This is a genomic window from Prochlorococcus sp. MIT 1314, assembly GCF_034093315.1.
GTDB classification, from domain to species: domain Bacteria; phylum Cyanobacteriota; class Cyanobacteriia; order PCC-6307; family Cyanobiaceae; genus Prochlorococcus_A; species Prochlorococcus_A marinus_Y.
Genome location: NZ_CP139300.1, coordinates 575,242 through 599,125 on the forward strand (window position 1 = coordinate 575,242; position 23,884 = coordinate 599,125).

Annotated in this window: 26 protein-coding genes; 14 read left to right on the forward strand and 12 right to left on the reverse strand. The window is 33.3% G+C overall.

From position 1 onward, the window contains the following. The first annotated feature begins 22 nt into the window (after positions 1-22). From cysS to SOI86_RS03430, 3 genes are all read left to right on the forward strand, one after another. Positions 23-1,492: a cysteine--tRNA ligase gene (gene cysS / locus SOI86_RS03420; protein ID WP_320682199.1), complete on the forward strand. Its 1,470-nt coding sequence runs from the start codon at positions 23-25 to the stop codon at positions 1,490-1,492. An 82-nt stretch (positions 1,493-1,574) separates the two neighbouring features. Then, positions 1,575-2,804 (forward strand): 1-deoxy-D-xylulose-5-phosphate reductoisomerase, encoded by a 1,230-nt coding sequence (locus SOI86_RS03425; protein WP_320682200.1) that lies wholly within the window; start codon positions 1,575-1,577, stop codon positions 2,802-2,804. A 2-nt stretch (positions 2,805-2,806) separates the two neighbouring features. After that, on the forward strand, positions 2,807-3,151 hold the full coding sequence (locus tag SOI86_RS03430; RefSeq protein ID WP_320682201.1) for a (2Fe-2S) ferredoxin domain-containing protein: 345 nt from the start codon (positions 2,807-2,809) through the stop codon (positions 3,149-3,151). Here the strand turns inward: SOI86_RS03430 and SOI86_RS03435 are convergent. From SOI86_RS03435 to SOI86_RS03450, 4 genes are read right to left on the reverse strand one after another with little or no spacing between them, the layout of a single operon-like run. Beyond that, positions 3,138-4,223, reverse strand: coding sequence for a YheT family hydrolase (locus SOI86_RS03435; protein ID WP_320682202.1), 1,086 nt, complete (start codon positions 4,221-4,223; stop codon positions 3,138-3,140). The two genes, SOI86_RS03430 and SOI86_RS03435, sit on opposite strands and share 14 nt — an antisense overlap. Next, on the reverse strand, positions 4,204-5,643 hold the full coding sequence (locus tag SOI86_RS03440) for an NAD(P)(+) transhydrogenase (Re/Si-specific) subunit beta (RefSeq protein WP_320682203.1): 1,440 nt from the start codon (positions 5,641-5,643) through the stop codon (positions 4,204-4,206). Before SOI86_RS03440 ends, SOI86_RS03435 begins: the two co-directional genes overlap by 20 nt. A gap of 8 nt (positions 5,644-5,651) precedes the next feature. Next, entirely contained in the window at positions 5,652-5,945 is a 294-nt protein-coding gene (locus SOI86_RS03445) for an NAD(P) transhydrogenase subunit alpha (protein ID WP_011863273.1), read from the reverse strand. 12 nt (positions 5,946-5,957) lie between these two features. Further along, positions 5,958-7,088, reverse strand: coding sequence for a Re/Si-specific NAD(P)(+) transhydrogenase subunit alpha (locus SOI86_RS03450; protein WP_320682204.1), 1,131 nt, complete (start codon positions 7,086-7,088; stop codon positions 5,958-5,960). A 127-nt stretch (positions 7,089-7,215) separates the two neighbouring features. On the opposite strand from SOI86_RS03450, the gene SOI86_RS03455 reads away from it, so the two are divergent. The 3 genes from SOI86_RS03455 to trxB all read left to right on the forward strand — a co-directional run bounded on the left by SOI86_RS03455 (position 7,216) and on the right by trxB (position 9,629). Further along, positions 7,216-7,794 (forward strand): EF-1 guanine nucleotide exchange domain-containing protein, encoded by a 579-nt coding sequence (locus tag SOI86_RS03455; protein WP_320682205.1) that lies wholly within the window; start codon positions 7,216-7,218, stop codon positions 7,792-7,794. A gap of 155 nt (positions 7,795-7,949) precedes the next feature. Beyond that, on the forward strand, positions 7,950-8,174 hold the full coding sequence (locus SOI86_RS03460; RefSeq protein ID WP_320682206.1) for a hypothetical protein: 225 nt from the start codon (positions 7,950-7,952) through the stop codon (positions 8,172-8,174). Positions 8,175-8,252: 78 nt separating this feature from the next. Beyond that, positions 8,253-9,629, forward strand: a complete 1,377-nt coding sequence (gene trxB, locus SOI86_RS03465) for a thioredoxin-disulfide reductase (protein WP_320682207.1) — start codon at positions 8,253-8,255, stop codon at positions 9,627-9,629. 9 nt (positions 9,630-9,638) lie between these two features. On the opposite strand, the gene infA is transcribed toward trxB, so the two are convergent. From infA to petM, 4 genes are all read right to left on the reverse strand, one after another. Next, positions 9,639-9,905, reverse strand: a complete 267-nt coding sequence (infA, locus tag SOI86_RS03470) for a translation initiation factor IF-1 (protein ID WP_025906690.1) — start codon at positions 9,903-9,905, stop codon at positions 9,639-9,641. Between the two features lie 93 nt (positions 9,906-9,998). Then, on the reverse strand, positions 9,999-10,211 hold the full coding sequence (locus SOI86_RS03475; RefSeq protein WP_320682208.1) for a hypothetical protein: 213 nt from the start codon (positions 10,209-10,211) through the stop codon (positions 9,999-10,001). A gap of 50 nt (positions 10,212-10,261) precedes the next feature. Continuing rightward, positions 10,262-11,224 (reverse strand): NAD(P)H-binding protein, encoded by a 963-nt coding sequence (locus SOI86_RS03480; protein ID WP_320682209.1) that lies wholly within the window; start codon positions 11,222-11,224, stop codon positions 10,262-10,264. A 57-nt stretch (positions 11,225-11,281) separates the two neighbouring features. Further along, on the reverse strand, positions 11,282-11,380 hold the full coding sequence (gene petM, locus SOI86_RS03485) for a cytochrome b6-f complex subunit PetM (protein WP_011132786.1): 99 nt from the start codon (positions 11,378-11,380) through the stop codon (positions 11,282-11,284). Positions 11,381-11,474: 94 nt separating this feature from the next. Between petM and SOI86_RS03490 the strand changes: the two genes are divergently transcribed. Continuing rightward, a complete protein-coding gene (locus SOI86_RS03490) occupies positions 11,475-12,419 on the forward strand; it encodes an alpha/beta fold hydrolase (RefSeq protein WP_320682210.1) in 945 nt (314 codons plus the stop codon). Positions 12,420-12,422: 3 nt separating this feature from the next. After that, entirely contained in the window at positions 12,423-12,947 is a 525-nt protein-coding gene (gene ilvN, locus SOI86_RS03495) for an acetolactate synthase small subunit (RefSeq protein WP_012008031.1), read from the forward strand. On the opposite strand, the gene SOI86_RS03500 is transcribed toward ilvN, so the two are convergent. Further along, the gene (locus tag SOI86_RS03500; RefSeq protein WP_320682211.1) at positions 12,944-13,555 is read right to left on the reverse strand and encodes a peptidylprolyl isomerase; all 612 of its coding nucleotides are present in this window, start codon (positions 13,553-13,555) and stop codon (positions 12,944-12,946) included. The two genes, ilvN and SOI86_RS03500, sit on opposite strands and share 4 nt — an antisense overlap. Positions 13,556-13,596: 41 nt before the next feature. Next, on the reverse strand, positions 13,597-14,154 hold the full coding sequence (locus tag SOI86_RS03505) for a photosystem I assembly protein Ycf4 (protein WP_320682212.1): 558 nt from the start codon (positions 14,152-14,154) through the stop codon (positions 13,597-13,599). Positions 14,155-14,333: 179 nt separating this feature from the next. Between SOI86_RS03505 and psbD the strand changes: the two genes are divergently transcribed. Then, positions 14,334-15,410, forward strand: a complete 1,077-nt coding sequence (gene psbD / locus SOI86_RS03510; RefSeq protein ID WP_002807316.1) for a photosystem II D2 protein (photosystem q(a) protein) — start codon at positions 14,334-14,336, stop codon at positions 15,408-15,410. Continuing rightward, positions 15,394-16,776 carry a photosystem II reaction center protein CP43 gene (gene psbC, locus SOI86_RS03515; protein WP_320682213.1) on the forward strand — a complete coding sequence of 461 codons (1,383 nt, stop codon included), beginning with the start codon at positions 15,394-15,396 and terminating at the stop codon, positions 16,774-16,776. Before psbD ends, psbC begins: the two co-directional genes overlap by 17 nt. Positions 16,777-16,835: 59 nt before the next feature. On the opposite strand, the gene SOI86_RS03520 is transcribed toward psbC, so the two are convergent. Next, the gene (locus SOI86_RS03520; protein ID WP_320682214.1) at positions 16,836-17,447 is read right to left on the reverse strand and encodes a nucleoside triphosphate pyrophosphatase; all 612 of its coding nucleotides are present in this window, start codon (positions 17,445-17,447) and stop codon (positions 16,836-16,838) included. Between the two features lie 66 nt (positions 17,448-17,513). Between SOI86_RS03520 and SOI86_RS03525 the strand changes: the two genes are divergently transcribed. Both SOI86_RS03525 and SOI86_RS03530 read left to right on the forward strand, forming a co-directional pair. Further along, positions 17,514-19,043, forward strand: coding sequence for a cobyric acid synthase (locus tag SOI86_RS03525; protein ID WP_320682215.1), 1,530 nt, complete (start codon positions 17,514-17,516; stop codon positions 19,041-19,043). Next, positions 19,040-19,291: a 2Fe-2S iron-sulfur cluster binding domain-containing protein gene (locus tag SOI86_RS03530; protein ID WP_320682216.1), complete on the forward strand. Its 252-nt coding sequence runs from the start codon at positions 19,040-19,042 to the stop codon at positions 19,289-19,291. Before SOI86_RS03525 ends, SOI86_RS03530 begins: the two co-directional genes overlap by 4 nt. Before the next feature lie 12 nt (positions 19,292-19,303). On the opposite strand, the gene SOI86_RS03535 is transcribed toward SOI86_RS03530, so the two are convergent. Further along, positions 19,304-21,136 carry a hypothetical protein gene (locus SOI86_RS03535; protein WP_320682217.1) on the reverse strand — a complete coding sequence of 611 codons (1,833 nt, stop codon included), beginning with the start codon at positions 21,134-21,136 and terminating at the stop codon, positions 19,304-19,306. 481 nt (positions 21,137-21,617) lie between these two features. Here SOI86_RS03535 and SOI86_RS03540 point away from each other — a divergent pair, with 481 nt between their 5' ends. Next, positions 21,618-23,486, forward strand: a complete 1,869-nt coding sequence (locus SOI86_RS03540; protein ID WP_320682218.1) for a carbamoyltransferase — start codon at positions 21,618-21,620, stop codon at positions 23,484-23,486. Continuing rightward, positions 23,486-23,881 carry an SxtJ family membrane protein gene (locus SOI86_RS03545; RefSeq protein WP_320682219.1) on the forward strand — a complete coding sequence of 132 codons (396 nt, stop codon included), beginning with the start codon at positions 23,486-23,488 and terminating at the stop codon, positions 23,879-23,881. Before SOI86_RS03540 ends, SOI86_RS03545 begins: the two co-directional genes overlap by 1 nt. The last annotated feature ends 3 nt before the right edge of the window (positions 23,882-23,884 follow it).

The window sequence follows — 23,884 nt, forward strand, 5'->3', positions numbered from 1 at the left end:
CTTATGAAATATTTAATTTAAGATGATCAAACTTTTTAATACTTTAAGCAAAAGAGTTGAGGTTTTTAAGCCTATTAATGATGTAGTAAAAATTTATTGTTGTGGAGTAACTGTTTATGATTTATGTCATCTTGGTCATGCCAGAAGTTATATCGCTTGGGATGTATTGAGAAGATTTTTAATATACAGTGATTTCAAAGTGAAGTATGTTCAAAATTTTACAGATATTGATGACAAGATTTTAAAAAGAGCTAAAGAAGAACGCAGTTCAATGAAGGAAGTATCTGAAAAGAATATTATTGAATTTCATAAAGATATGGATTCTTTAGGGATAATGCGTGCAGATAGTATGCCAAGAGCAACGAATCATATATGCAATATCTGCTCATTCATAACAATCCTTGAGGACAAAGGTTATGCATACTCTAGGGATGGAGATGTTTATTATTCTGTTTTTAAAAATAAAAATTATGGAAAGCTAAGTAATCAAAATATAAAAGAACAAAATATAAATCAGCAAGGAAGAATGGCTAATGAGGAAAATAGTAAAAAACTAAATCCACAAGATTTCGCACTATGGAAAAAAGCCAAAGATGATGAACCATTTTTTGATTCGCCATGGGGTAAAGGTAGGCCAGGATGGCATATTGAATGTTCAGCGATGGTTAAAGATGAATTGGGAGATACTATTGATATCCATTTAGGTGGTTCTGACTTGATTTTTCCACATCATGAGAATGAAATAGCCCAATCAGAGGCAGCCAATGGCAAAAAGCTAGCGAACTATTGGTTACACAATGGAATGGTCAATGTAAATGGACAAAAGATGAGTAAATCTCTTAAAAATTTTAAAACTATCAGAGAGCTCATTAAGTCAGGTATAAGCCCTATGACTTTGCGATATTTTGTTATGACTGTGAATTATAGAAAACCACTTGATTTTACTGAGGAAGCTTTAAGGAGTGCTTCAGAAGCTTGGAAAAACATTAATGTAGCCCTTTCTTTTATGGACCTTACAAAAGGCACTTTTAGATCTATTGATAAAAATGAATCTATCGAAGAAGAATATAAAGAGAAAATAAGTTTTGAATTATCTCAAAAAAAGCTTAAATTTTCTGAAGCTCTGGGAAATGACCTTAATACTGCAGGTGCTATTGCAATTATTTACGATTTAGCAAAACCATTAAAAAACTTTTTAAACCAATTTCAAAGGGTTGAAGGTTTAAAAATAGACCTAAATGAAAAATTCTTTCTACTTGAGAATTTTAAGACTCTTGAAAAGTTGACTGAGGTACTCGGTCTTAAAAAGGAGGTTTTAGTAAAAGAAAGTAACATTACAGAAGAAGAAATATCATCGCTAATTAATGAAAGATTGAAAGCAAAAAAGGATAAGAATTATGCGAAGGCCGATGAAATCAGAAATTTGTTAAAAGAGAAAGGTATTGAACTTATTGATCAATCAAAGGAAATAACAACATGGATAAGGGTCTAAATTTTAAGAAAAAAACCAATTTGAAATTTTTGTTTTTTAAATACACCGTTAAATGGGAAGATATTAGAAATATCAGAGAAAATTGAAATACATTACTGTGCTCGGTTCTACTGGTTCAATAGGGACTCAAACACTCGAAATAGCTAGTGAGCAGCCTGATAAGTTTAAAGCCGTAGCTCTTTCGGCAGGAAGAAATATTGATTTATTAACTGAACAAGTTAAAACACATAAACCAGAAGTAGTTGCAATTGAGGATGAAAATCTTATAAAAGATTTAAAAGATAATATTAATAACTTAGATTTGGATAGTGCTCCCTTGGTTTTGGGTGGCAAGGAAGGGATTAACGCAGTTGCGGCATGGGAAAAGGCAGATACTGTGGTAACCGGGATAGTAGGCTGTGCAGGCTTAATTCCAACAATGTCAGCAATTAATGCAGGGAAAAATATTGCACTTGCTAACAAAGAAACTTTAATTGCCGCAGGGCCAATTGTTATTCCTGCATTAAAGAAAAATAATAGTAGGCTTTTACCCGCTGATTCAGAACACTCTGCTATCTTTCAATGTTTACAAGGATTACCTAATTATGAAAATGCAGATTTTTCAACTGGAGAGGCGCCTAAGGGTTTAAAAGCTATACATTTAACAGCTTCTGGTGGTGCTTTCAGAGATTGGGCCGTTGAGGATTTAAAAAATGTCACAGTGGAAGATGCGACTTCACATCCTAATTGGGATATGGGAAAAAAAATAACTGTAGATTCTGCAACTCTTATGAATAAAGGATTAGAAGTTATAGAAGCTCATTATTTATTTGGGACCTCTTACGAAAATATCGAAATAGTTATCCACCCTCAAAGTATTATTCATTCAATGATTGAGATGGAAGATTCTTCAGTATTAGCTCAATTAGGTTGGCCAGATATGAAGCTACCTATACTATATGCGATGAGTTGGCCTGAAAGATTTAAAACAAATTGGAAAAGATTAAACCTAAGTGAAATTGGAAAATTAACTTTTAAAGAGCCTGACAAGTTTAAATATCCATGCATGGGACTTGCCTATTCAGCGGGAAAATCTTCTGGGACTATGCCTGCAGTCTTAAATGCTGCTAATGAAATGGCTGTTGAACAATTCCTTAAAGAAAAAATTTCTTTTCAAGAAATTCCAACATTTATAAGTAAGGCTTGTGAATCACATATGGAGAATTTGAATTTGAGTCCAGAATTGGAGGATATTCTTGAAGTAGACAATTGGGCCAGACTTTTTGTTAAGCAAGAAATTAAAAAAGGGAAAAAATACGTAAGTATTGGATAAAAGTGAATATCAAAAAGCATCTTCTACTATGCGCAACACCCACAAAACAGAAATGTTTTAAAGGCAATGAAGGTCAAAAAACATGGGAATGTCTGAAAAAGACTTTAAAAAAATTTGAGAATGATCCCTCTACAAAAAACGTTCATATATTAAGATCAAAAGCTGACTGTTTAAGGATATGTAAGAACGGCCCAATTCTTCTTGTTTGGCCTGATGGTATTTGGTACGAAAAAGTTTCTCCAGAAAAAATTTCAGAAATTTTTGCATCACATATTATTAACGGTAAGCCAATAGAAAAATGGATTTTCAAAAAAACACCATTTTTAAATAGTCCTAAATACTTATAAACCAATTCTTTACGACTTCGTCTGACCAGCAACCATTAATGGAGTGAAAACCATTATGACCTCCTTTCTCAGTTATAAAAATAGTAAATTTATCAATAGATTCTTTCCTCAAATTCAAAGTATCATTATATGGCACCCAAGGATCATCCTTGGCATGAATAAAAAGCATTGGAGGTAATTTTTTTATTGAGTTTTGGATTCTAAATATTGGAGAAGCTTTATAATAATAATCTTCTAAAGAATTAAATCCCCAACTAGGAGCTGTAAATTTCTGATCAAATTCCCTTATACTTTTTAAATTTCTAATTTTTTTTCTTAATTTCTCGTTATTAATAATTTTGCCTTCATCATGAAATCCGTCCCATAACTGATTTTTTAAGCGGTGAAGTAACCATTTCTGGTAGATATAATTTCTAGATTTTTCAATACAGAGACTGCATGATGATAAATCTAAAGGGCTACTCACGCAGGCCAGGCCATCTAAAAGTTTTTCTCCTTTGTTTGAATGGTAATCTAAGCAGGCATTTAAAAGAATTGTTCCGCCTAAAGATAATCCAACTCCGTAAATTGGAGGATTATTCATCTTAGTGAGATCTTTAAACCCTAAATTAATCAATTTTTTAAAATAATTAATTGCTGAAATAACATCACTCGAGCATCTAGCACAATAATTTCCTTTAGCTAAATATCTCGCAGATCCAGATCCTCTTAGATTTAATTTGAGAACTCCAAAACCATTATTTGCTAATTTCCTAGAGATTCTTCTTAAACCAAACCGTTTTGTTGAGCCCCCTAAACCATGAGTAACGATTACAAAACCCCTAAGAGAGTTTAAGTTTTCAGGTAATTCTAGAAATCCTAGAAGATAATCACATTCAAATTTTTCAGAAAGAATTTTATTAATCGGAAAGAATATTTTTTTATTTTTTTTTGATTTAAAAAAATCAATAACAAAAGTATCTCTCAAAGTTTGTAAGTCGCCACCTATCCAAGGAAATACTTCTCGAAATGGCTTGTTTTTTAAGTAATCTGAAAAACTAGAAGATATACTATTATTTCTCCCCAACTCCAAGATCCTTTAATTCCCCAATTAGATCATTCAATACCTTCTTCGCATCACCAAATACCATAGAAGTATTTGGTAGATCAAATAAATCATTTTTTATTCCAGAGTAACCTGCGCTCATACCTCTTTTAATTACAAATACAGTTCTTGCTTCCTGCACATCAAGAACTGGCATGCCATATAAAGGAGAAGAACTATCATTTTTAGCTTGAGGATTAACTACATCATTTGCTCCTAAAACCAAAACAACATCTGTTGCTGGAAAATCAGGATTTACAACGTCCATTTCTTTAAGTTGCTCGTAAGGCACATCTGCTTCTGCTAAAAGTACATTCATATGTCCAGGCATCCTTCCTGCCACTGGATGTATAGCATAAACAACTTCAATACCATTTTGCTCTAGTTTTTTTGTCACTTCCCTTAAGGTATGTTGGGCTTGAGCTACTGCAAGACCATATCCAGGAACAATTATTACCTTATTAGCTGCCTCTAAAGTCAATGCGCATTCTTCAACACTGCAAGAAGTTATATTTGTATATTCTCCTGAACCAGAAGAGGCTGTACTTTGTGCAGATAAAGATCCTCCAAAAAGAACTGAAACCAATGATCTATTCATACCCTTACACATTACTTGAGTAAGTATTAGACCTGCCGCTCCAACCATTGCGCCTGCTACTATTAAAAGCTGGCTATCTACAACGAAACCTGCTGCTGCCGCTGCAATCCCTGAATAGCTATTTAATAAAGATATAACGACTGGCATATCAGCTCCACCAATTGGCAAAGTAACTCCAATACCTAATAAAGAAGAAACTATAACTAAAAGCCAAATAGAACTTGTATTGCCGTTTATCAAATCAAAAAAGGCTATCATGGAAGCAACTGCAAAAACAATATTTACAAAATGTCTAACTTTGCTCTGAGTCCATCCTGGAGTTGACAACCAACCCTGTAACTTAGCCATTGCCACAATTGAACCTGTGAAAGTTATGGCACCAACAAATATAGAAACAGATATTGAAACTTCGTTAATCAGTGACTTAAAAAAATCAAAATTTTCTTGGCTACCAGATATAGGAAAAATAGCTACTCCTAGGGCCACTAAAAGTGATGACATTCCTCCACAACCATTGAACAATGCCACTGTCTCTGGCATGGAGGTCATAGGTACTTTTTTTGCAAGTATTGCTCCGAATAAACTACCTATGATTGATCCAATTATTATCCAAATCCAAGACTGAATAGCAATTCCAGAAGTACCCAAATAATAAGAAAGTAATCCTAATACTGATAGCGACATTGCAAATGCAGCTAATCTATTGGCATCCCTTGCTGATTTTACTTTTGACAATCCTTTTATTCCCAAAGCCAGTAAAAGTACAGCTAGAAGGTCAATAACGAATTTAATGATTACGGGTAGATTCATGTTAAAAATTACTTCTTATTTGATGGCTTACGACTAAACATCGCGAGCATTCGATCAGTTACAAAGAAACCTCCTACAACGTTGAAAAGAGCGAAGCCAAGAGAAACCGAACCAATAATTAAAAGTGGTACGTTACCTTCTGCTTTTACAATTAAAGTCAATGCTGCCAGCATTGTTATTCCTGAAATTGCATTTGCTCCGCTCATTAGAGGTGTGTGAAGAGTAGGAGGAACTTTTCCAATTAACTCGAGGCCCAATAAACTGCCAAGTAAAAGAACCCAAAGAAGACTTATAAAAGACATAATTTTAAAACCTCAATTTTCAAAAACTTTATTTTGAAGAACAACTCCTTCATCGCTTAATAAACATCCAGAAATGAGTTCATCCTCTTTATCTAATTTAATTACACCATCTTTTATAAAAGGTGTAATCAAAGATGTTAAGTTCTTAGCATAAAGTGAACTTGCATCATAAGGAACTGATGATGGTAATTCTCCCGCTCCTATAAGTTTTACCCCATCTTTGATAATAGTTTCATTTGATTTTGTTCCTTCACAATTACCTCCTTGAGAAACTGCCAAATCAATTACTACTGCACCAGACCTCATTTTTTCAATCATCGGAGAATCTATTAAAACAGGAGCCTTTTTCCCTAGAACTTGCGCAGTACAAATGGCAACATCAGCTTCAGATAAGTATTTAGTTAAAGTATCCTTCTGTTTTGAGAGAAATTCAGGAGTTACGGCTTTTGCATAACCCCCTGACTCGCTTGGTTTTTCGTCCACTTCAGGAAGTTCTATAAATCTTGCTCCAAGTGACTCTACTTGTTCTTTCACAGCAGGTCTTATATCTGATACAAAAACTATTGCACCAAGCCTTTTTGCAGTAGCAACTGCTTGCAATCCTGCAACCCCTCCGCCAAGAACTACCACTTTGGCTGGTTGAACAGTTCCTGCTGCAGTCATAAGCATGGGGAAATATCTATCTAACTCACTTGCAGCTAAAAGAACAGCTTTATAACCGGCAATATTGGCCTGAGAAGAAAGAACATCAGAAGATTGAGCTCTACTAATTCTAGGAAGCAACTCTAGTGATAAGGCTGAAATCTTATTACTATTTATAATCTTAAGCAGTTCCTTGTTACCATATGGATTAAGAAGACCAAGAAGAATAGCGCCTTTTTTTAATTTAGTTAAATTATCTTCAGATGGAGTTTGAACACAAAAAATCATGTCCGCTTCTCCCCAAATGTTTTGATCTAAGTCACTGATTATTGTGCCCCCGGAATCTTGATATGATAAGTCACTAAATCCTGATAATTTCCCCGCTGAACTTTCAATATAAACATCACATCCAAGGCTTTTTAATTTCTTTACCGCGTCTGGCGTAGCTGAAACTCTCCTTTCACCAGAGCATGTTTCGGAAGGAATAAGTATCTTTGTCAATTTATTTATTTTTTTAACATACTAAATATAAATTGAAGAAAGTCAAAAGTCTTAGATTTTTGTTAAAAATATATTTTCTTTTTAAAGAAAAATAGCTAACTAGAAGATATAGGTACTAAATAATCCAATGAGTATAAAAGCAATCGAATGTCCTGATGGAGTATGTCACAGCCATCATGGTGGTCATGCTGTTCCCAGACAAGCTATGCAGAAGAACCTAGAAAAGCATGGTAAAGATTGGTGCGAAAAATTAGCCGAGAGAATTTATGAAATGTCAGTTGATACTTATTCACAGACAGTAATGCCAAGCTTACACTCAGCGGGTTGGCAAAGAAGACATTTAGATTGGGAATTCAAGCTAGCAGAAAATGATTCTGAACCTGATGAAGCTCTTGTTGAAGGAATTATCAATGCTACGGAAAGCTTTTTAAGAAGTAGCGAAGTGCATCGATTATTTATTCAGGAATTAGTCCAGGGCACATTTGAAGAAGCAAATAACAAAAAAATAATTTCTAAAGCAATAAAATCTATCATTGAAGAAGAAATTGTTATTTCCCTAAGAGAAAAGAAAGAAACTCTTTTGAAGAAAATATCTGCAAAATTAGTATCAGAAGAAAAAGTTAGCGAGGAACTTGCAATAAATTCAGCCAAAGAGGGTTTCGAGGAAGTTGAAAGGCTACTTGCAAATCATAGCGAGGCAGTTTAGCTCTATTTCTTAATATTTTCTTTATAATGTTGGCGAAAACCGCCTCAAATATAAATTAAAAATTAAATTATTGTTTGGAAGTACAAAGTTGTAACTTATTAGACAATACTTTTAATATTTCTTGTGCTTATCTATATACAACTTTTTTATTTTCAATGGAAAGTATCAATAGAAAAAGAGTTGATATTGCAACCTGTTGGGCTACCAATAGAATTTCTGTAATGGATACTCTAGAAAGATATGAAGACAGTTATGCAATTGCAGAGGAATTTAGAGAATGGATTCTCCATATTGGAGAAAAGAATGAAAACTTAAGAAACTCCCTATTAAACTTCCCAAAGGAATTAAAAGAATTATTGGATCAAAAAATCAACGATTAAATAATAAATCCATCTTGTAAACCCGACCTTCATTATTTGGGTTTATTTATTATTATTAGTAGTGAAATCAGCAAATAAATGGAAAATAAAGAGAAAAATTCAAGTGTAGAAAATGTTGTAATTATAGGCTCTGGCCCTGCAGGTTATACAGCTGCAATATATGCAGCAAGAGCAAATCTTCAACCTTTGCTTGTAACAGGATTTAATTCAGGTGGTATTCCTGGTGGTCAATTAATGACCACAACATTTGTTGAAAATTATCCAGGCTTCCCCGATGGAGTACTAGGTCCTGAATTGATGGACTTAATGAAGGCTCAAGCAGAGAGATGGGGTACAAATTTATACGAAAGTGATGTTGTCTCAATTAATACTAATTTACATCCCTTTGAATTAAAAACTCTAGAAGGAACCATAAAAGCGAACTCAATTATTATTGCAACTGGAGCAAGTGCAAATAGATTAGGCGTAATAAATGAAGATAAATTCTGGAGTAAAGGCATAAGCGCTTGTGCAATCTGTGACGGAGCAACTCCACAATTTAGAAATGAAGAATTAGCTGTCGTAGGGGGAGGTGACTCTGCATGTGAAGAAGCAGCATACCTTACAAAATATGGAAGCAAAGTGCATTTGATTGTTAGATCAGAGAAATTAAGAGCCAGCGCAGCAATGGTTGATAGAATAAAAGCTAATCCAAAAATAGAAATTCACTGGAATACAAAGGTAGAGAAAGCTAACGGTTCTGAATGGCTTGAGAAAATAGAAACTATTCACTCTCAAGAAGGTAAAGGGGAAATTAATATCAAGGGTCTTTTTTATGCCATAGGGCACACACCAAATACAAAGTTTTTAAGCAACAAAATTAATTTAGATAGTAAAGGATATATTGCTTGCAAATCAGGACGACCAGAGACATCTATTGAAGGCATTTTCGCGGCAGGTGACGTTGTTGATTCAGAGTGGAGACAAGGAGTTACCGCTGCAGGAACAGGATGCATGGCAGCATTAGCCACTGAAAGATGGCTAGCCGAGAAAAACTTAGCAAACACCATAGTCAGAGAAACACCCGAACCAGAAAAAAAACTTAATTCATCAGAATTTAATGAAGACGAAGTCAATGAAGATACCTTCGATTCAAACTCTGAATGGCAAAAAGGCAGTTATGCATTAAGAAAACTTTATCACGAGAGCAAAAAACCTCTTTTAGTTATTTTTAGTTCCCCAAGCTGCGGCCCGTGTCATGTTTTGAAACCTCAATTAAAAAGGGTAATTAAGGAACTTGATGGTGCAGTGCTCGGCGTTGAAATAGATATTGATAAAGATCAAGATATTGCTAAACAAGCTGGTATAAACGGCACCCCAACAGTTCAACTTTTTAAAGAAAAATTATTAAAAAAACAATGGCAAGGTGTTAAACAAAGAAGTGAGTTTAAAGAAGCGATAAAAAATATTATCTAAAGTTCATGTTTACTTATTATTTCTCTTAGGATTATTTTTGTTAGTTGTAGGTCTAGCACCACCTGCATTTCTTTCTCGATAAGTGATCCTACCTCTAGAAAGATCATAAGGACTTATCTCAACTAAAACCTTGTCTCCTGCTAATAATTTAATTCTAAATTTAGTCAGTTTTCCTGCAGCTCTACATAAACATTGATGTCCTTCAGGTTGCTCTAAGGTAACCAAATAAAATCCATTTCCCTGCTCTTTTTCTATTACACCTGAAGTTTCAATCATTAATTAATTTTTTTACTAAATTCATATTATCAGAAAAAGATTAGCCAAAATTTATTTCAGAAAAATTACATAGTCAAACCTATGGAATTAAATTTAAATTGAAATTTTAATTTCATTAATTATTTGAAGTTGCCCATAGTAAAAATTAGCTTTCGCAATTTTTTCAGGATCTTCTAATTGATCAAAGAAAATAAAGCCAAGGCTTTCCCATAATGAAGATCCACAAACATTATTCAATTCATTTTTTGCTTCTTTTGCAAAATTATCTAGTTTTCGTTCAAGATTTTTAGATTTAGAAACAGACATAGGAATAAACTTATAGTACAAATATACTGCATTAGTCTAAAGTTGCAATACTAAAAAGGTAATCTCTTTTTTTCTTCAATATTTAAATCAGCTTCCATTTCTCTTAATCTTTTAAGTATTTGTTGATAATACTCTTTGATATAACCATCTAAAGAAGTCATATCTTCTTTATTGAGATTTAGTATTTCGTAAGTTTTGCTCATATCAGCATCTAATGATTCTCCACTACTTGTTACTTCAGCAAAAGCCAATCTTTCAGCAACATTTAAAGAATCTTGGAAAAAAGAAACTACTGCTTGAGTGACATTAATTAGGAAGGGTGAAACTCTAAAAATTTTAGCCTTCTTTTCGCTAAATTTTTCACATAGGGAGATAACTTCATTTGAATCCCATGCTTTCGGACCTACCAATGGTAATGATGTTCTTTGAGTTTTTGGATTATCAACCGCTGAGACAATGGCTTTTGCCATGTCTTGAGTATTCATGTAAGCAATTTTCGTTGGAGTTCCACTCATCCATACTGCTTGACTATCTAACACTGGTATAGCAAATTGCCCTATAACACCTTGCATAAAAGCTGCACATTTGAAGATTGTATATTCTAAATCAGATTTCTCAAGAAGTTTCTCTGTACAATATTTAATGTCCATTAATGGAACATTTCTAAATTTTTCTGTTAGAAGTATTGAAAGGAATATGACCCTTTTTACATTTAAAGATTCACAAGCATTAAATAAGTTGAGTTTACCATGCCAATCTATTTCATAAATACTTTTAGAGTCATCTGGTCTACTAGTTGCCGCATCAATAACTACTTCAATGTCTTGCAATGCATATTGAATATCAGAAGAATTCAACAAATTACCTTTTGTGAGTTCACAACCCCACTCTTGAAGAAATGAGGCTTTTTTTGGATTTCTAACAAAGCATCTGACTTCATGTCCATCTTCTATAGCCTGCTTCGCTATTTGCCTCCCAAGAGTCCCTGTTGCTCCCACTAAAAGAATCTTCATATTTAAGATTTACTTAACTTGTAGACAATAACTCACTTTGTTACGTATTCGTGAGAATCAATCTCCCTGAAACTTTAATAATAGTGCCCCACCAACCAATCCTATTGGTATCAATATCCAAAAAACTGCAGCAATACTAAAAATTTCTTTAGCCATAGTAAAATTTAATGATTACTATAATTTACATTCAATTTACATATATTTGTTAAAAAAGTAGATAATGCAAATATCTTGAAAATTTTTGAAAAATATGAATAGTCATTTTAAAGAAGAAAATATTAACTGTCCAAATTACTGGAATTGGAATGGTTTTAAAATTTGTTGGAGTGTGATGGGAGAAGATAATGAAATTCCAATTATCTTTCTCCACGGATTTGGAGCTAGTCGAAAACATTGGAGAAACAATTTAGGATATTTTGCAAAAAGAAATTGTGCCTCCTATGCTTTGGATTTAATTGGATTTGGAGATTCAGATCAACCTGGAGTAAGAGAAATTGGGAGACTAAATAATGAGATTTGGTGTAACCAGGTTAACGACTTTATTACGCAGGTTATAAGACCAAAGAGTTCTAAGAAGGTCATTCTTATTGGCAATTCCCTTGGAGCATTAGTGGCTTTAACGTGCGCCGTTTCACTAGAAGAGCAAATTGAAACAGTTATTGCATCACCTCTTCCGGATAGATTTCAAGAGGATAATAAGAAAATAATAAATAAAACATTATTTAAGAAGTTTAAACATAGATTAATAACTTTATTTTTTTTCATTTGCCCTTTAGAGATTATTTTATTTTTAATAACCAAATTAAGGATTATTAGGCTAGGTCTGAATTCTGCCTATTTCAAAAAAGATAATATTGATCGAGAACTGAAAGATTTAGTAACAAAACCAGTTCTAAGGAGAACTGCAGCTAGATCATTAAGAGCAATGTGTATTGGCATGTCTTTAAGAGATAAAAAATTAAAAGCTTCTTACCTTTTAAAAAAACTTTGCTCCTCAAAAAAAGTTCCTTTTTTATTAATTTGGGGAGATAAAGATAATTTCATACCTTTATTCCTTGGGAAAAAGATTGCAAATTTTCATAGATGGGTAAAATTAAAAGTAGTATCCAATGCAGGGCATTGCATACATGACGAAGATCCTTCAGTATTCAATAGAATCTCTTATGAATGGATTAGAGATTTAAAAAACTTTTAAAATATGAAACATACACTATCAGTTCTTGTAGAAGACGAGTCTGGAGCTTTGAGTAGAATCTCGGGTCTCTTTGCCAGAAGGGGATTCAACATAGATAGCCTTGCAGTAGGGCCTGCAGAATCCAAAGGGATTTCAAGGTTAACAATGGTTGTAGAAGGCGACGATGAAACACTTCAACAAATGACAAAGCAGCTTAATAAGTTATTTAATGTTCTAGGAGTTGTAGATTTTACTAATCTCGCAGCTGTAGAAAGGGAATTGATGTTACTAAAAGTCTCATCGAAAGAAGATACAAGAAGCAATATTTTAGATATTGTTCAGATATTCCGCGCAAAAGTTGTAGACGTTTCAGATATAGCCTTAACACTTGAAGTAGTGGGAGATCCTGGGAAGTTAGTTGCTTTAGAGAAGTTACTTGAACCTTATGGCATTCTCGAAATAGCAAGAACTGGTAAGGTAGCTCTTAAACGCTCTTCAGGCGTTAATACAGAAATGTTGAAGATTAACAAATATTCACTAGAAATTTAATTAGACACTTGTATTTCCTCTATATAATCTCCCTTATTAATTTTTTCGAGGACATCTAATCCTTTTATAATTTGTCCAAAGATTGAATATCTTCCGTCTAGTTCTGGAATTTTATTAGTTACAAAAAAAAATTCAGTAGAGGAAGAGTTATTTTTACCTCTTTTGACCATAGCTATTGAACCGCTTTCGAAAGTATTAATTAAATCTTCAGTTTCGTTAGGATTTTTTATTTGATATTTATATCTTGGATTAATTTCATCTTTAAATTTCACTTCTAAAGGTATTGAAGGACCTCTCTTATTTATAACCTTATTACTTTCTATATATGATTTATTTTCTGGATTAAAACCTACGTGAATAAATCTTATTTGGGGATAATTTATTATTTTATAAAATTTCTGATTTGAATAAATATTATTATTTATATTTTCTAAAAAGTTTGATACTGTAACCGGGCTATGTTTTACAAATAATTTAACCTCAAAATTACCTTTTGAGGTTTTAAAATAGACTATCTTATTATCATTCGTACAAGTTAATTTAAGTTTCTTACAATAATAAGTTGAATCTATATTATTTTTAAAACTACAAGCTGGTAACAAAAACAAAATCTGAATGAAAGAAAATGCTTTTAATAAATAATTTCTTTTTATTTTAAGCCCTCCAGATTAACATTCAAAAATTTTGCCAGCCTGGCGCCCTCTTCTTCAACTTGAAGAAGTGGTTTAAGTACACCTGCTCCGCTTAGAGGAAGAGGTTTTTTTCTACCTTTGAGTACTAAAGCAATTCTTCTTCTAGGATTAAATCCCTCACTTATATCCAATTTAACTGATTTAATTTCATCGAAATTGAATTTAACTTCAATATCTTTAAATAATCCTTTTCTTTTTATTTCTACAGATTTTGATGATTTATCAAAAGAATTACTTCCTGAACCAAAGTTTATATAAACCATATACCATAGATAAAAATTTAATAGATTAGCTATTACGCCATAAGCTCCCATTATTATTCCTTGAGGAATAAACAATAAATTTGACGGATTCCCCAGAGGTAATAGATCCCTTCCTGTATAGCTGGAAAGAGAGGCCAAAAGGAAGCCAATCCCACCAATAGTTAGCATCCCACCAATAATGTAATTAGAAATTTTTCTTGATCCATCAATTTTTTGTTCGATTTTATCGAAAGTATTAAGGTCTGAATTCATTTCTATTTTTTTTAAGACTAATTCAGATAATTTAACAAACTAAGGGAGTATTCTTACCTAATTTTTAATAAAAAAGTCAGAAAAGCTTTACAAGGCATTTCAGATATACAAATTTTCCCCACATTACTCACAATCTTTGTTACAGTCACTGCGTATCCCGAAGCTAAAAACGATTTCTCATGACGATCGCAGTTGGTAGCGCCCCACAGAGAGGATGGTTTGATGTCCTCGATGACTGGTTAAAGCGCGACCGCTTTGTATTTATTGGTTGGTCCGGACTACTTCTACTACCTTGTGCATATCTTGCTATAGGTGGATGGTTCGTCGGAACAACATTTGTTACCTCTTGGTACACACACGGAGTTGCAAGCTCATACCTTGAAGGTTGTAACTTTTTAACAGCAGCTGTAAGTACCCCTGGTGATGCCATGGGACACAGTCTTCTATTTCTATGGGGTCCTGAAGCCCAAGGTAGTTTCGTTAGATGGCTACAACTTGGTGGTCTTTGGAACTTCGTTGCATTACATGGAGTATTTGGCCTTATTGGTTTTATGCTTCGACAGTTTGAAATTGCAGGCCTTGTTGGAATTAGACCATACAACGCACTAGCTTTTTCAGCAGTAATTGCAGTATTCACTAGCATTTTCCTAATTTATCCATTAGGACAACACAGTTGGTTCTTTGCTCCATCATTTGGTGTGGCAGCAATCTTCCGTTACATTTTATTCATTCAAGGTTTTCACAATATCACTTTGAATCCATTCCATATGATGGGAGTAGCTGGAATCCTTGGTGGTGCTCTACTTTGCGCTATACATGGCGCTACAGTACAAAACACTTTGTATGAAGATACAAGTATTTATACTGATGGTAAAGTTCAAAGTTCAACTTTCCGAGCTTTTGACCCAACACAAGAAGAAGAAACTTATTCAATGATTACAGCGAATAGATTCTGGAGTCAAATCTTCGGTATTGCTTTCTCTAACAAGCGTTTCTTGCACTTCTTGATGTTATTCGTACCTGTTATGGGTATGTGGACATCTTCAATAGGTATTGTTGGACTAGCACTAAACTTGAGAGCTTATGATTTCGTAAGCCAAGAGATCCGTGCAGCAGAAGATCCAGAATTTGAAACTTTCTACACAAAAAATATACTTTTGAACGAAGGTATGAGAGCATGGATGTCTTCTGTGGATCAACCACACGAAAATTTTGTATTCCCTGAGGAGGTTCTTCCACGTGGAAACGCCCTTTAATAATTTATTAAGAGCTCCAAACCAAAGTATTGAAGAGACTGGTTATGCCTGGTATGTAGGTAACGCTAGACTAATCAATTTATCTGGACGTTTATTAGGAGCTCACATCGCTCACGCTGGACTTATAGTGTTCTGGGCCGGAGCAATGATGCTTTATGAGGTTAATCATTTTACTTTTGATAAACCAATGTGGGAGCAAGCCCTAATCTGCATGCCACATGTAGCTATGTTTGGCTACGGAATAGGTCCTGGTGGTGAAGTTACTGATATCATGCCATTTTTCCAAGTAGGTGTGGTTCATTTAATAGCTTCTGCAGTTCTTGGATTCGGTGGAATCTACCACTCATTAGCTGGTCCAGAAAAGCTTGAGCAAGACTTCCCTTTCTTCTCTACTGATTGGAGAGACAAAAATCAGATGACCAACATTCTTGGATATCATCTGATAGTTCTAGGTGTAGGTGCATTAGCTTGGTCAGTAAACTGGTGTTTTATTGGCGGTGCATATGATACTTGGGCACCTGGTGGTGGAGAAGTCCGACTTATTAATCCGACACTAGATCCAAGAGTAATTTTTGGTTATCTATTTAGATCTCCATGGGGAGGTGCTGGTTCTCTAATCGGTGTTAACTCAATAGAAGATATAGTTGGTGGCCACGTTTATGTTGGTGTAATTGAAATACTTGGAGGTATATTCCACATCTTTACAAAACCATTTGGATGGGCAAGAAGAGCATTCATTTGGAACGGTGAAGGATTATTAAGTTATGCACTTGGTGGTATTTGTGTAGCAAGTTTTATTGCATCCACATTCATCTGGTTTAACAATACTGCTTACCCATCAGAATTCTACGGCCCCACAAATGCCGAAGCTTCACAGGCCCAAAGCTTTACTTTCCTTGTGAGAGATCAAAGAATTGGAGCTAACGTAGGTACCACTATGGGACCAACAGGACTTGGTAAGTATCTCATGAGATCTCCTACAGGTGAAATTATATTTGGTGGTGAAACAATGAGATTTTGGGACTTCAGAGGACCATGGTTAGAGCCTCTAAGAGGACCTAATGGATTGAGTCTTGAGAAAATCCAAAATGATATTCAGCCTTGGCAAGTTAGAAGAGCCGCTGAATATATGACTCATGCCCCTAACGCTTCTATCAACTCAGTTGGTGGAATCATTACAGAGCCTAATGCCGTTAACTTCGTTAATCTAAGACAATGGTTAGCTGCAGCTCAATTCTTCCTAGGATGGTTTACATTCATCGGTCACCTTTGGCATGCTGGACGTGCTAGAGCAGCCGCTGCTGGTTTCGAAAAAGGAATCGACAGAAAGAGTGAACCAGCTCTAGAAATGCCTGATTTAGATTAATTTCTACTTCATATAAAAAAACCCTATCAATTGATAGGGTTTTTTTTTGCTAAATTTTCTTATTTATATAAATTCTCTCTAAGCCATGGCAAACTTAACCCCATCACATTACTGAAACAACCCTCTATTTTTTCTATATATTTACCGCCTATACCCTCCAAGGCAAATCCTCCCGCGCAATTTAAAGGTTCATTTGTATCTACATAACTTTTGATTTCCCCATCTTCCAACTTAGAAAAATAAACTCTCGAACTAACTGTTTTTTTTATTATTTCAGTGATTTTAAAAATTTTGGAAGTTGCATCAAAATTTCCAATTATTAGCGTATGCCCAGTATGTAAGAATCCAAATTCTCCAGACATTTTTTGCCATCTTATAAATGCCTCTTCTTTATCAGAGGGTTTTCCATAAGCTTCTCCTTTAAATTCAAAAATTGAATCACAACCAAGTATTTCTAAAGGACCATAATCGAATTCGTTGGGCAATGATGTGTTTTGAATATTTTCAGATAGACTCTTAGCCTTTTGAAAAGATAATTCTAAAGCTAAATTAAATATATTCTTTTCTTTTATTGAATTCTCATCAAAGTTACTTGAGATTTGAATAAATTCAATCTGACAATTTTCAAGTAATTTCTTTCTAGATTGAGAAGCAGAGGCTAGAATTAACACAAATTTTTTATCGAATTATAATTCAATTTTATAAATAATAAATTTCAAAATTAATATAAATTACTAATGGACTTAGAAGCAAAATTACATGAAATAAAGAAACCAATAATGGTTCTAGGCACTTCTAGTGGAGCAGGAAAGTCTTTAACTGTTACTGCTATTTGCAGGATTCTTAAAAATTCAGGAGAAGAACCGATACCTTTTAAAGGACAAAATATGAGTAACAATGCTTGGGTTGATTGGGAAGGTGGCGAGATGGCATATTCACAAGCACTTCAAGCTTTCGCTTGTGGCATTAATCCTTCTTCAGAGATGAATCCCATTTTATTAAAACCACAAGGCAATTCAATAAGTGAGGTTATTCACCTTGGCAAAAGCATAGGAACCACAACCGCTAAAAATTACTACGAAGACTGGTTTAATCGAGGATGGGAAGTAATTAAAAAAAGTTTAAAGTCTATCTATAAACAAAATCCAGATTGTCGTTTAATTATCGAAGGAGCTGGTAGTCCAGTAGAAATGAATTTAATTCATAGAGATCTCACTAATTTAAGAGTTGCAAAGTACTTAAATGCAAATTGCATACTGGTTACTGATATTGAAAGAGGGGGAGTATTTGCACAAATAATCGGAACCCTTGAATTAATGAAACCTGAAGAAAAAGAACTTATTAAGGGAATAATTATAAATAGATTCAGAGGGGACCTTTCATTATTTACAGAAGGGAAAAAATGGATAGAAAGTAAAACTAAAATTCCCGTTATTGGAATTATTCCATGGCTAAATGATACATTTCCCCCAGAAGATTCACTAGATCTATTAAAAAACAAATCTCGTTACAGAAATCCTGAGATAAAAGTAGGAATTATAAAATTACCATCCATAAGCAATTTTTCAGATTTTGATCCATTGGAAAATGAAAAATCAATATTAATTGAATGGGTACAAGAATCCCAAAACTTAAATAAGTTCGATTTTATTATCCTTCCTGGAAGTAAACAAACTATTAAAGATCAAATTTTTCTTGAAGATTGTGGTTTATCTCAAGATATAAAGGAATACTCAAATAATATGGGGAATATTATTGGCATTTGTGGAGGTTTGCAAATGTTAGGTACAACACTTGAAGATCCTTTTTTTAAAGAGGGATCGAAAAGTTATTCAGAACAAAAAATTAAAGGCATTGGATTACTACCAATAAGGACCACTTTCTCTGAAGAAAAATTAACGAGACAAATCAGCTCTGAATCTTTGTGGCCATGCCTAGCAAAAATAAATGGATTTGAAATTCATCATGGCAAGACCGAAATTGATAACACACAAAACTCATTAGATATTAATCCTATCTTCAAAGACTTTAATCTAGGTTGGTACAAAGAAAATAAAGAAGGCGGGACTATTTCAGGTACATACATTCATGGGATCTTTGAAAATGATAATTGGAGAGATCAATATATCAATTTAATAAGAAAGAAGAGAAAATTGCCCGCATTAGAAAAAATAACAAGCTCTTATAAAGTTAAGAGAGAATCAATAATTGAAAATCTCGCAAATGAATTTGATAAGCATTTAAATCTCTCATCATTATTAAATTGAAAACCTCAAAAATTAAAATCATTTGGCCAAATAATATTGAAACATATGTTTCTGAAGGAGAAGATTGGTTCTCTACCGCAGAAAAAGCAGGTTTAAAAATTCCAACTGGATGCCTAACAGGAAGTTGTGGAGCCTGTGAAATAGATGTGAATGGAGAAACGGTAAGGGCTTGTATAAGTGATATTAAAAGTAATAAAAAATCTATATTAAAAGTTACTCTAACTACAGACCCATTTTGGGAAACCTAAATTTTTGTTTTTTTAATATAAAAAATTAAACTTAATACCAAATCTAAATTTCTTATTCTCAAGAAGTTGTCCAACATCTTGAATACCTGCAGCATTAGAATAATAAAAATCAACTGATTTATCTTTTGCATATGAATATCTAAATGCGTAGGAAGAATTAAAATCAGAATTATTTTTTAATGAAGTATTTATTTCTGGGATAAATTGAAGATTTTCCAATAAATTTATATTACTTGAAATACCAAGCCCCCCAAAACTTTCCACCCCACTGAAAAAATATTTAGGGCTTATATTTAATGCCAACCAATCATTAACTCTAAAAGTATTTATTAATTCAGAGAACATATATCCTTGATGGTTTGAACCTTCATTTCTTCCTAAAGATGTTCTTAGTGACATCCAAAAAAGATCATTCTTTTGAGGACTAAAAATTAATAGTTTACCTCCCAATCTATAATTAAAAGTATTTTCGTTTAAATATATGTTTTGCAATGAAGAATTTTCTTTATTAATTAAATTAACATCATTAAAAGACCCAGTACTTAATTCTAATTGAAATATATTAGATAAAGAGTATCCATAAAAAGCAAATAAATTACCTTGTTCGTCATAATTTATATTTATCTGATTAACACCTCTTTCAGGGAATAGTGCATTATTGACCGTCAATCCTCCAAAAAGTAATAAATCATTTTCTTTTTCTAGAGGCATAAATCGAGTATCAATCAATGAAGGTTGATATTTTCCACCTAAGAAATACAATGGTTTATTATCTGAGGGAATTGTTAACAAAGAAGTAGATGGTGTACTTCCATATCCATTAGTAATTTTACCTTCAATACCAATAATAGGATTTACATTCCAATTAAACCCGTAGCTATAAATGGGAGTCCTGTGGAACTTTAGATTTTCATCGAAGCTATTATGGCCAGGACCAAATATATATGTATATGAACCTATCAATTGAACATTAGTTGCAATATCAAAGTTTATACCTGATGCTAAAAAATAATTATTCCCGTAAAAGTTTCTCCCGATATTTTTAGCTCCCAATTTATCCGGAATAAAAGTCATTCCTGGAACAATAGAGAACTTTGTTTGATTATTTAATTGACTATTGAATGGGAGAGAAAATGAATAAATAAATTTCTGGTATCTATCTAGGCCAACAGAATTATCGATTTCGTTATAAATACTTTTTTTATTATCACTTCCACTACTAACAACCCAATACTCTAGGGAGCTTGAGAAAGACAATGATTTTTTAAAATCTTGAGATTCTAAAATTTGATTCTTATACGCTAATGCAATGCTTGCCCAATTATTTGGAATCAATTCGCCCCTAATCAAATTATAGAGCGGATCATCAGTCTCAGATAAATAAAGTGAAAATAAAGAGTAATCACTTAAACCATAATGAAATTTAAAACCATAATTTTGATGTCCAGTTCCACCTCCTGCCCCCCCACTAAAAGCTGAGACCAAATTACTGGAGAAAACTAAATCACCAGAATTCAGGAAATTATTTAAAGGAATATGTGGTTGTATTTCTAGTAATTCTTGTTTATTTATTGTCTGATTTAAAAATTTAGTAGTTTCTTTTTTTGTATTAAATAAATCTTTACTTGAGTTATTCTCTATGTTGTTTAGATTCTTGCTTTCAAAATAACTCTCATCATCATTATATGATTTCCAAATAATATTTCTCAAATTTTTTGAATTTTTGTCTTCCACCCTCTCCCATTTAATTAGAACCCCATCAGGATTTTTTTTAATTTTATCTGCTAGAACATCTATATAATTAAAAAATTGACTTAAAAGAAGTATATAAAATATTAACCTCATCTCAATAATCTAATATTTTGCATAATTCTTTTCTAAATAATAACCCTAATGAACTAAATCTATCAATTTTCAATGTCAGGTAAACTTTTAGGGGCGAATGTCGATTGGTAGAAGATTAAAATTCTCTTTGTAAATTGGGTTCCGCTAGGCACAAAATAATCTGAAATTTAAAACAATTCATAACAAACTCAGTTAAGCGAATATATGAAGTGATTACCCTACTACTTTAGCAATCCCAACTCTCAAAAAAGGGTATTCCTAATTTTGAAACTTGTCACTATAAACTTAAAACATTCTTTTCAATTGGGAGTTAATTATAATTAAACCCTTCAACCTGTCGAAGGAGAAAGTTTTAACTGCTTTATACAAATCTCTTTACTACTGTTTACAAGACAAGCTCTAAACCATTGAAATCACTCAAGCATTTCTTCTTTAAGTAAAGACAAATTAAAACAATTGAGGTAAAATCAAGACGAATCTAATGAAAATTATCGAAAAGCAATATATTTTAGGAATTTCATGTTTTTATCACGATAGTGCTGCCTCACTAATTTGCAACGGTGAAATTATTGCTGCAGTTCAAGAAGAGAGATTCTCAAGAAAAAAACATGATTCAAGATTTCCAATAAATGCCATTCGATACTGTCTTAAATCGCAAAAAATCGACTTAAGAAACATAAAATCCATTGTCTATTACGAGAAACCTCTCCTAACTTTTGAGAGGCTATTAGAAACCTATCTCGCAGTTGCACCCCGCGGAATACGTTCATTTATCGCAGCAATGCAAGTCTGGTTAAAAGAAAAATTATTTTTAAAATCAGAACTTAAAAAGCAATTTAAATACTTGCAAAAAGAACTTGTACCTAATGCTGAACCTTATCTTCCAAATCTTCTATTTTCAGAGCACCATCAATCGCATGCTGCCGCTGCGTTTTATCCAAGTCCATTTGAGGAGGCAGTCGTACTTTGTATGGATGGAGTAGGTGAGTGGGCAACAACATCAAGTTGGATTGGGAAGGGTAGTAAAATTAAACCCCTTTGGGAAATAAGTTTTCCACATTCTCTAGGTCTTCTTTATTCTGCATTTACTTATTACTGTGGTTTCAAAGTGAATTCTGGTGAATATAAATTAATGGGTCTCGCACCATATGGAGAACCCAAATACGTCAACAAGATAAAAGATCATCTTATTGATATTAAAGATGATGGCACATTTAAATTGGATATTGATTATTTCAAGTTTCACCGTGGATTTCGTATGACAAGTAGAAAATTTTATAAACTTTTTGGGGAACCTCCAAGAGAGAGAGAAAAAGAACTCACTCAATTTCATATGGATATAGCGGCTTCCATTCAAGTTGTTACTGAAGAAGTTGTTCTAAAAATGGCAAGATCCCTTCAAAAAGAAACAGGATTAAAACATTTGTGTCTAGCAGGCGGAGTGGCACTGAATTGCGTTGCGAATGGAAAGTTACTTAAAGAAAAAATATTTGATGAAATTTGGATCCAACCTGCTAGTGGAGACGCAGGCTCTTCATTAGGAGGAGCACTGATTGCATGGTATGACTATTTCAAGAAACCCAGGAAAGTTGATGAGAGTGATTCTATGAAAGGAACTTACCTTGGTTGTCAATTCTCTAATGAGGAAATTATTAGTTATTTAAAACGAATTAAAGTACCTTTTCAAAAGGTAGAAGATGAAGAACTGTTTGAAAAACTTGCTCAATTTCTTGATGAAGGGAAGGTGATTGGTTGGTTTAATGGTGCTATGGAGTTTGGACCGAGAGCACTAGGAGGTCGATCAATAATTGGCGATCCTAGGAATCAAAAGATGCAAAGTGTAATGAATCTAAAAATAAAATATAGAGAAAGTTTTCGTCCCTTTGCTCCCTCAGTTCTAGAAGAAGATGTTGCGAATCAATTTGAAATGAATGTCAAAAGTCCTTACATGTTGTTAGTTGCCCCAATTAAAAATGAACTCTGCAAGAAAATGACAAAAGAGCAGCAAAAACTTTTTGGAATTGAAAAACTTAATATTGCAAGATCTTCTCTTCCTGCTATTACACATGTCGATTACTCAGCAAGAGTCCAAACAGTTAGTAAAAAGACTAATCCTCGCTACTTCAACTTGATAACTGCTTTTAAATATAGAACTGGATGTCCCACTATTGTTAATACTTCATTTAACGTAAGAGGAGAGCCTATTGTTTGTACCCCTCAAGATGCATACCGCTGTTTCATGAGAACAGAAATGGATGTTCTTGTTTTACAAAATCAGCTCCTATTAAAAAGTGAGCAACCAAAAACTGAGCAGGACGAGACTTGGAAAGAAACCTTTGATTTGGATTAATGAAACAAACTCCTATTTCACCCAAAAAGCTCCGCGAATTTGGATTCCTTATTGGAATTGGATTCCCAGTTATTATTGGATGGATAATACCTTTAATAAGTGGTCATCTATTTAGATTTTGGTCTCTATGGATAGGCATTCCATTATTTATATTGGGAATTCTTAAACCACGTTTACTTTTGTATCCTTACCAAGCCTGGATGACTATAGGTCTTGCTCTAGGGTGGATCAATAGTCGTATAATACTTGGATTAGTTTTTCTATTAGTTCTTCAACCTATTTCTATAGTTATGAAAGTATTTGGTTATGACCCTCTTAAAAAAAAGAAAAGAAATGTATTAACTTATAGGGAAATCAAAGAAAATCATAAAGTAGACTTAACGAGGATTTTTTAAATT

What these genes read in the sequence shown, in the direction of transcription:
- cysS (WP_320682199.1), top strand. Translation starts at nt 23, where the DNA reads ATGATCAAACTTTTTAATACTTTAAGCAAAAGAGTTGAGGTTTTTAAG.
- SOI86_RS03440 (WP_320682203.1), bottom strand. Translation starts at nt 5,643, where the DNA reads ATGAATCTACCCGTAATCATTAAATTCGTTATTGACCTTCTAGCTGTA.
- SOI86_RS03445 (WP_011863273.1), bottom strand. Translation starts at nt 5,945, where the DNA reads ATGTCTTTTATAAGTCTTCTTTGGGTTCTTTTACTTGGCAGTTTATTG.
- SOI86_RS03455 (WP_320682205.1), top strand. Translation starts at nt 7,216, where the DNA reads ATGAGTATAAAAGCAATCGAATGTCCTGATGGAGTATGTCACAGCCAT.
- SOI86_RS03460 (WP_320682206.1), top strand. Translation starts at nt 7,950, where the DNA reads ATGGAAAGTATCAATAGAAAAAGAGTTGATATTGCAACCTGTTGGGCT.
- trxB (WP_320682207.1), top strand. Translation starts at nt 8,253, where the DNA reads ATGGAAAATAAAGAGAAAAATTCAAGTGTAGAAAATGTTGTAATTATA.
- infA (WP_025906690.1), bottom strand. Translation starts at nt 9,905, where the DNA reads ATGATTGAAACTTCAGGTGTAATAGAAAAAGAGCAGGGAAATGGATTT.
- SOI86_RS03475 (WP_320682208.1), bottom strand. Translation starts at nt 10,211, where the DNA reads ATGTCTGTTTCTAAATCTAAAAATCTTGAACGAAAACTAGATAATTTT.
- SOI86_RS03480 (WP_320682209.1), bottom strand. Translation starts at nt 11,224, where the DNA reads ATGAAGATTCTTTTAGTGGGAGCAACAGGGACTCTTGGGAGGCAAATA.
- petM (WP_011132786.1), bottom strand. Translation starts at nt 11,380, where the DNA reads ATGGCTAAAGAAATTTTTAGTATTGCTGCAGTTTTTTGGATATTGATA.
- SOI86_RS03490 (WP_320682210.1), top strand. Translation starts at nt 11,475, where the DNA reads ATGAATAGTCATTTTAAAGAAGAAAATATTAACTGTCCAAATTACTGG.
- ilvN (WP_012008031.1), top strand. Translation starts at nt 12,423, where the DNA reads ATGAAACATACACTATCAGTTCTTGTAGAAGACGAGTCTGGAGCTTTG.
- SOI86_RS03505 (WP_320682212.1), bottom strand. Translation starts at nt 14,154, where the DNA reads ATGAATTCAGACCTTAATACTTTCGATAAAATCGAACAAAAAATTGAT.
- psbD (WP_002807316.1), top strand. Translation starts at nt 14,334, where the DNA reads ATGACGATCGCAGTTGGTAGCGCCCCACAGAGAGGATGGTTTGATGTC.
- SOI86_RS03525 (WP_320682215.1), top strand. Translation starts at nt 17,514, where the DNA reads ATGGACTTAGAAGCAAAATTACATGAAATAAAGAAACCAATAATGGTT.
- SOI86_RS03535 (WP_320682217.1), bottom strand. Translation starts at nt 21,136, where the DNA reads ATGAGGTTAATATTTTATATACTTCTTTTAAGTCAATTTTTTAATTAT.
- SOI86_RS03540 (WP_320682218.1), top strand. Translation starts at nt 21,618, where the DNA reads ATGAAAATTATCGAAAAGCAATATATTTTAGGAATTTCATGTTTTTAT.
- SOI86_RS03545 (WP_320682219.1), top strand. Translation starts at nt 23,486, where the DNA reads ATGAAACAAACTCCTATTTCACCCAAAAAGCTCCGCGAATTTGGATTC.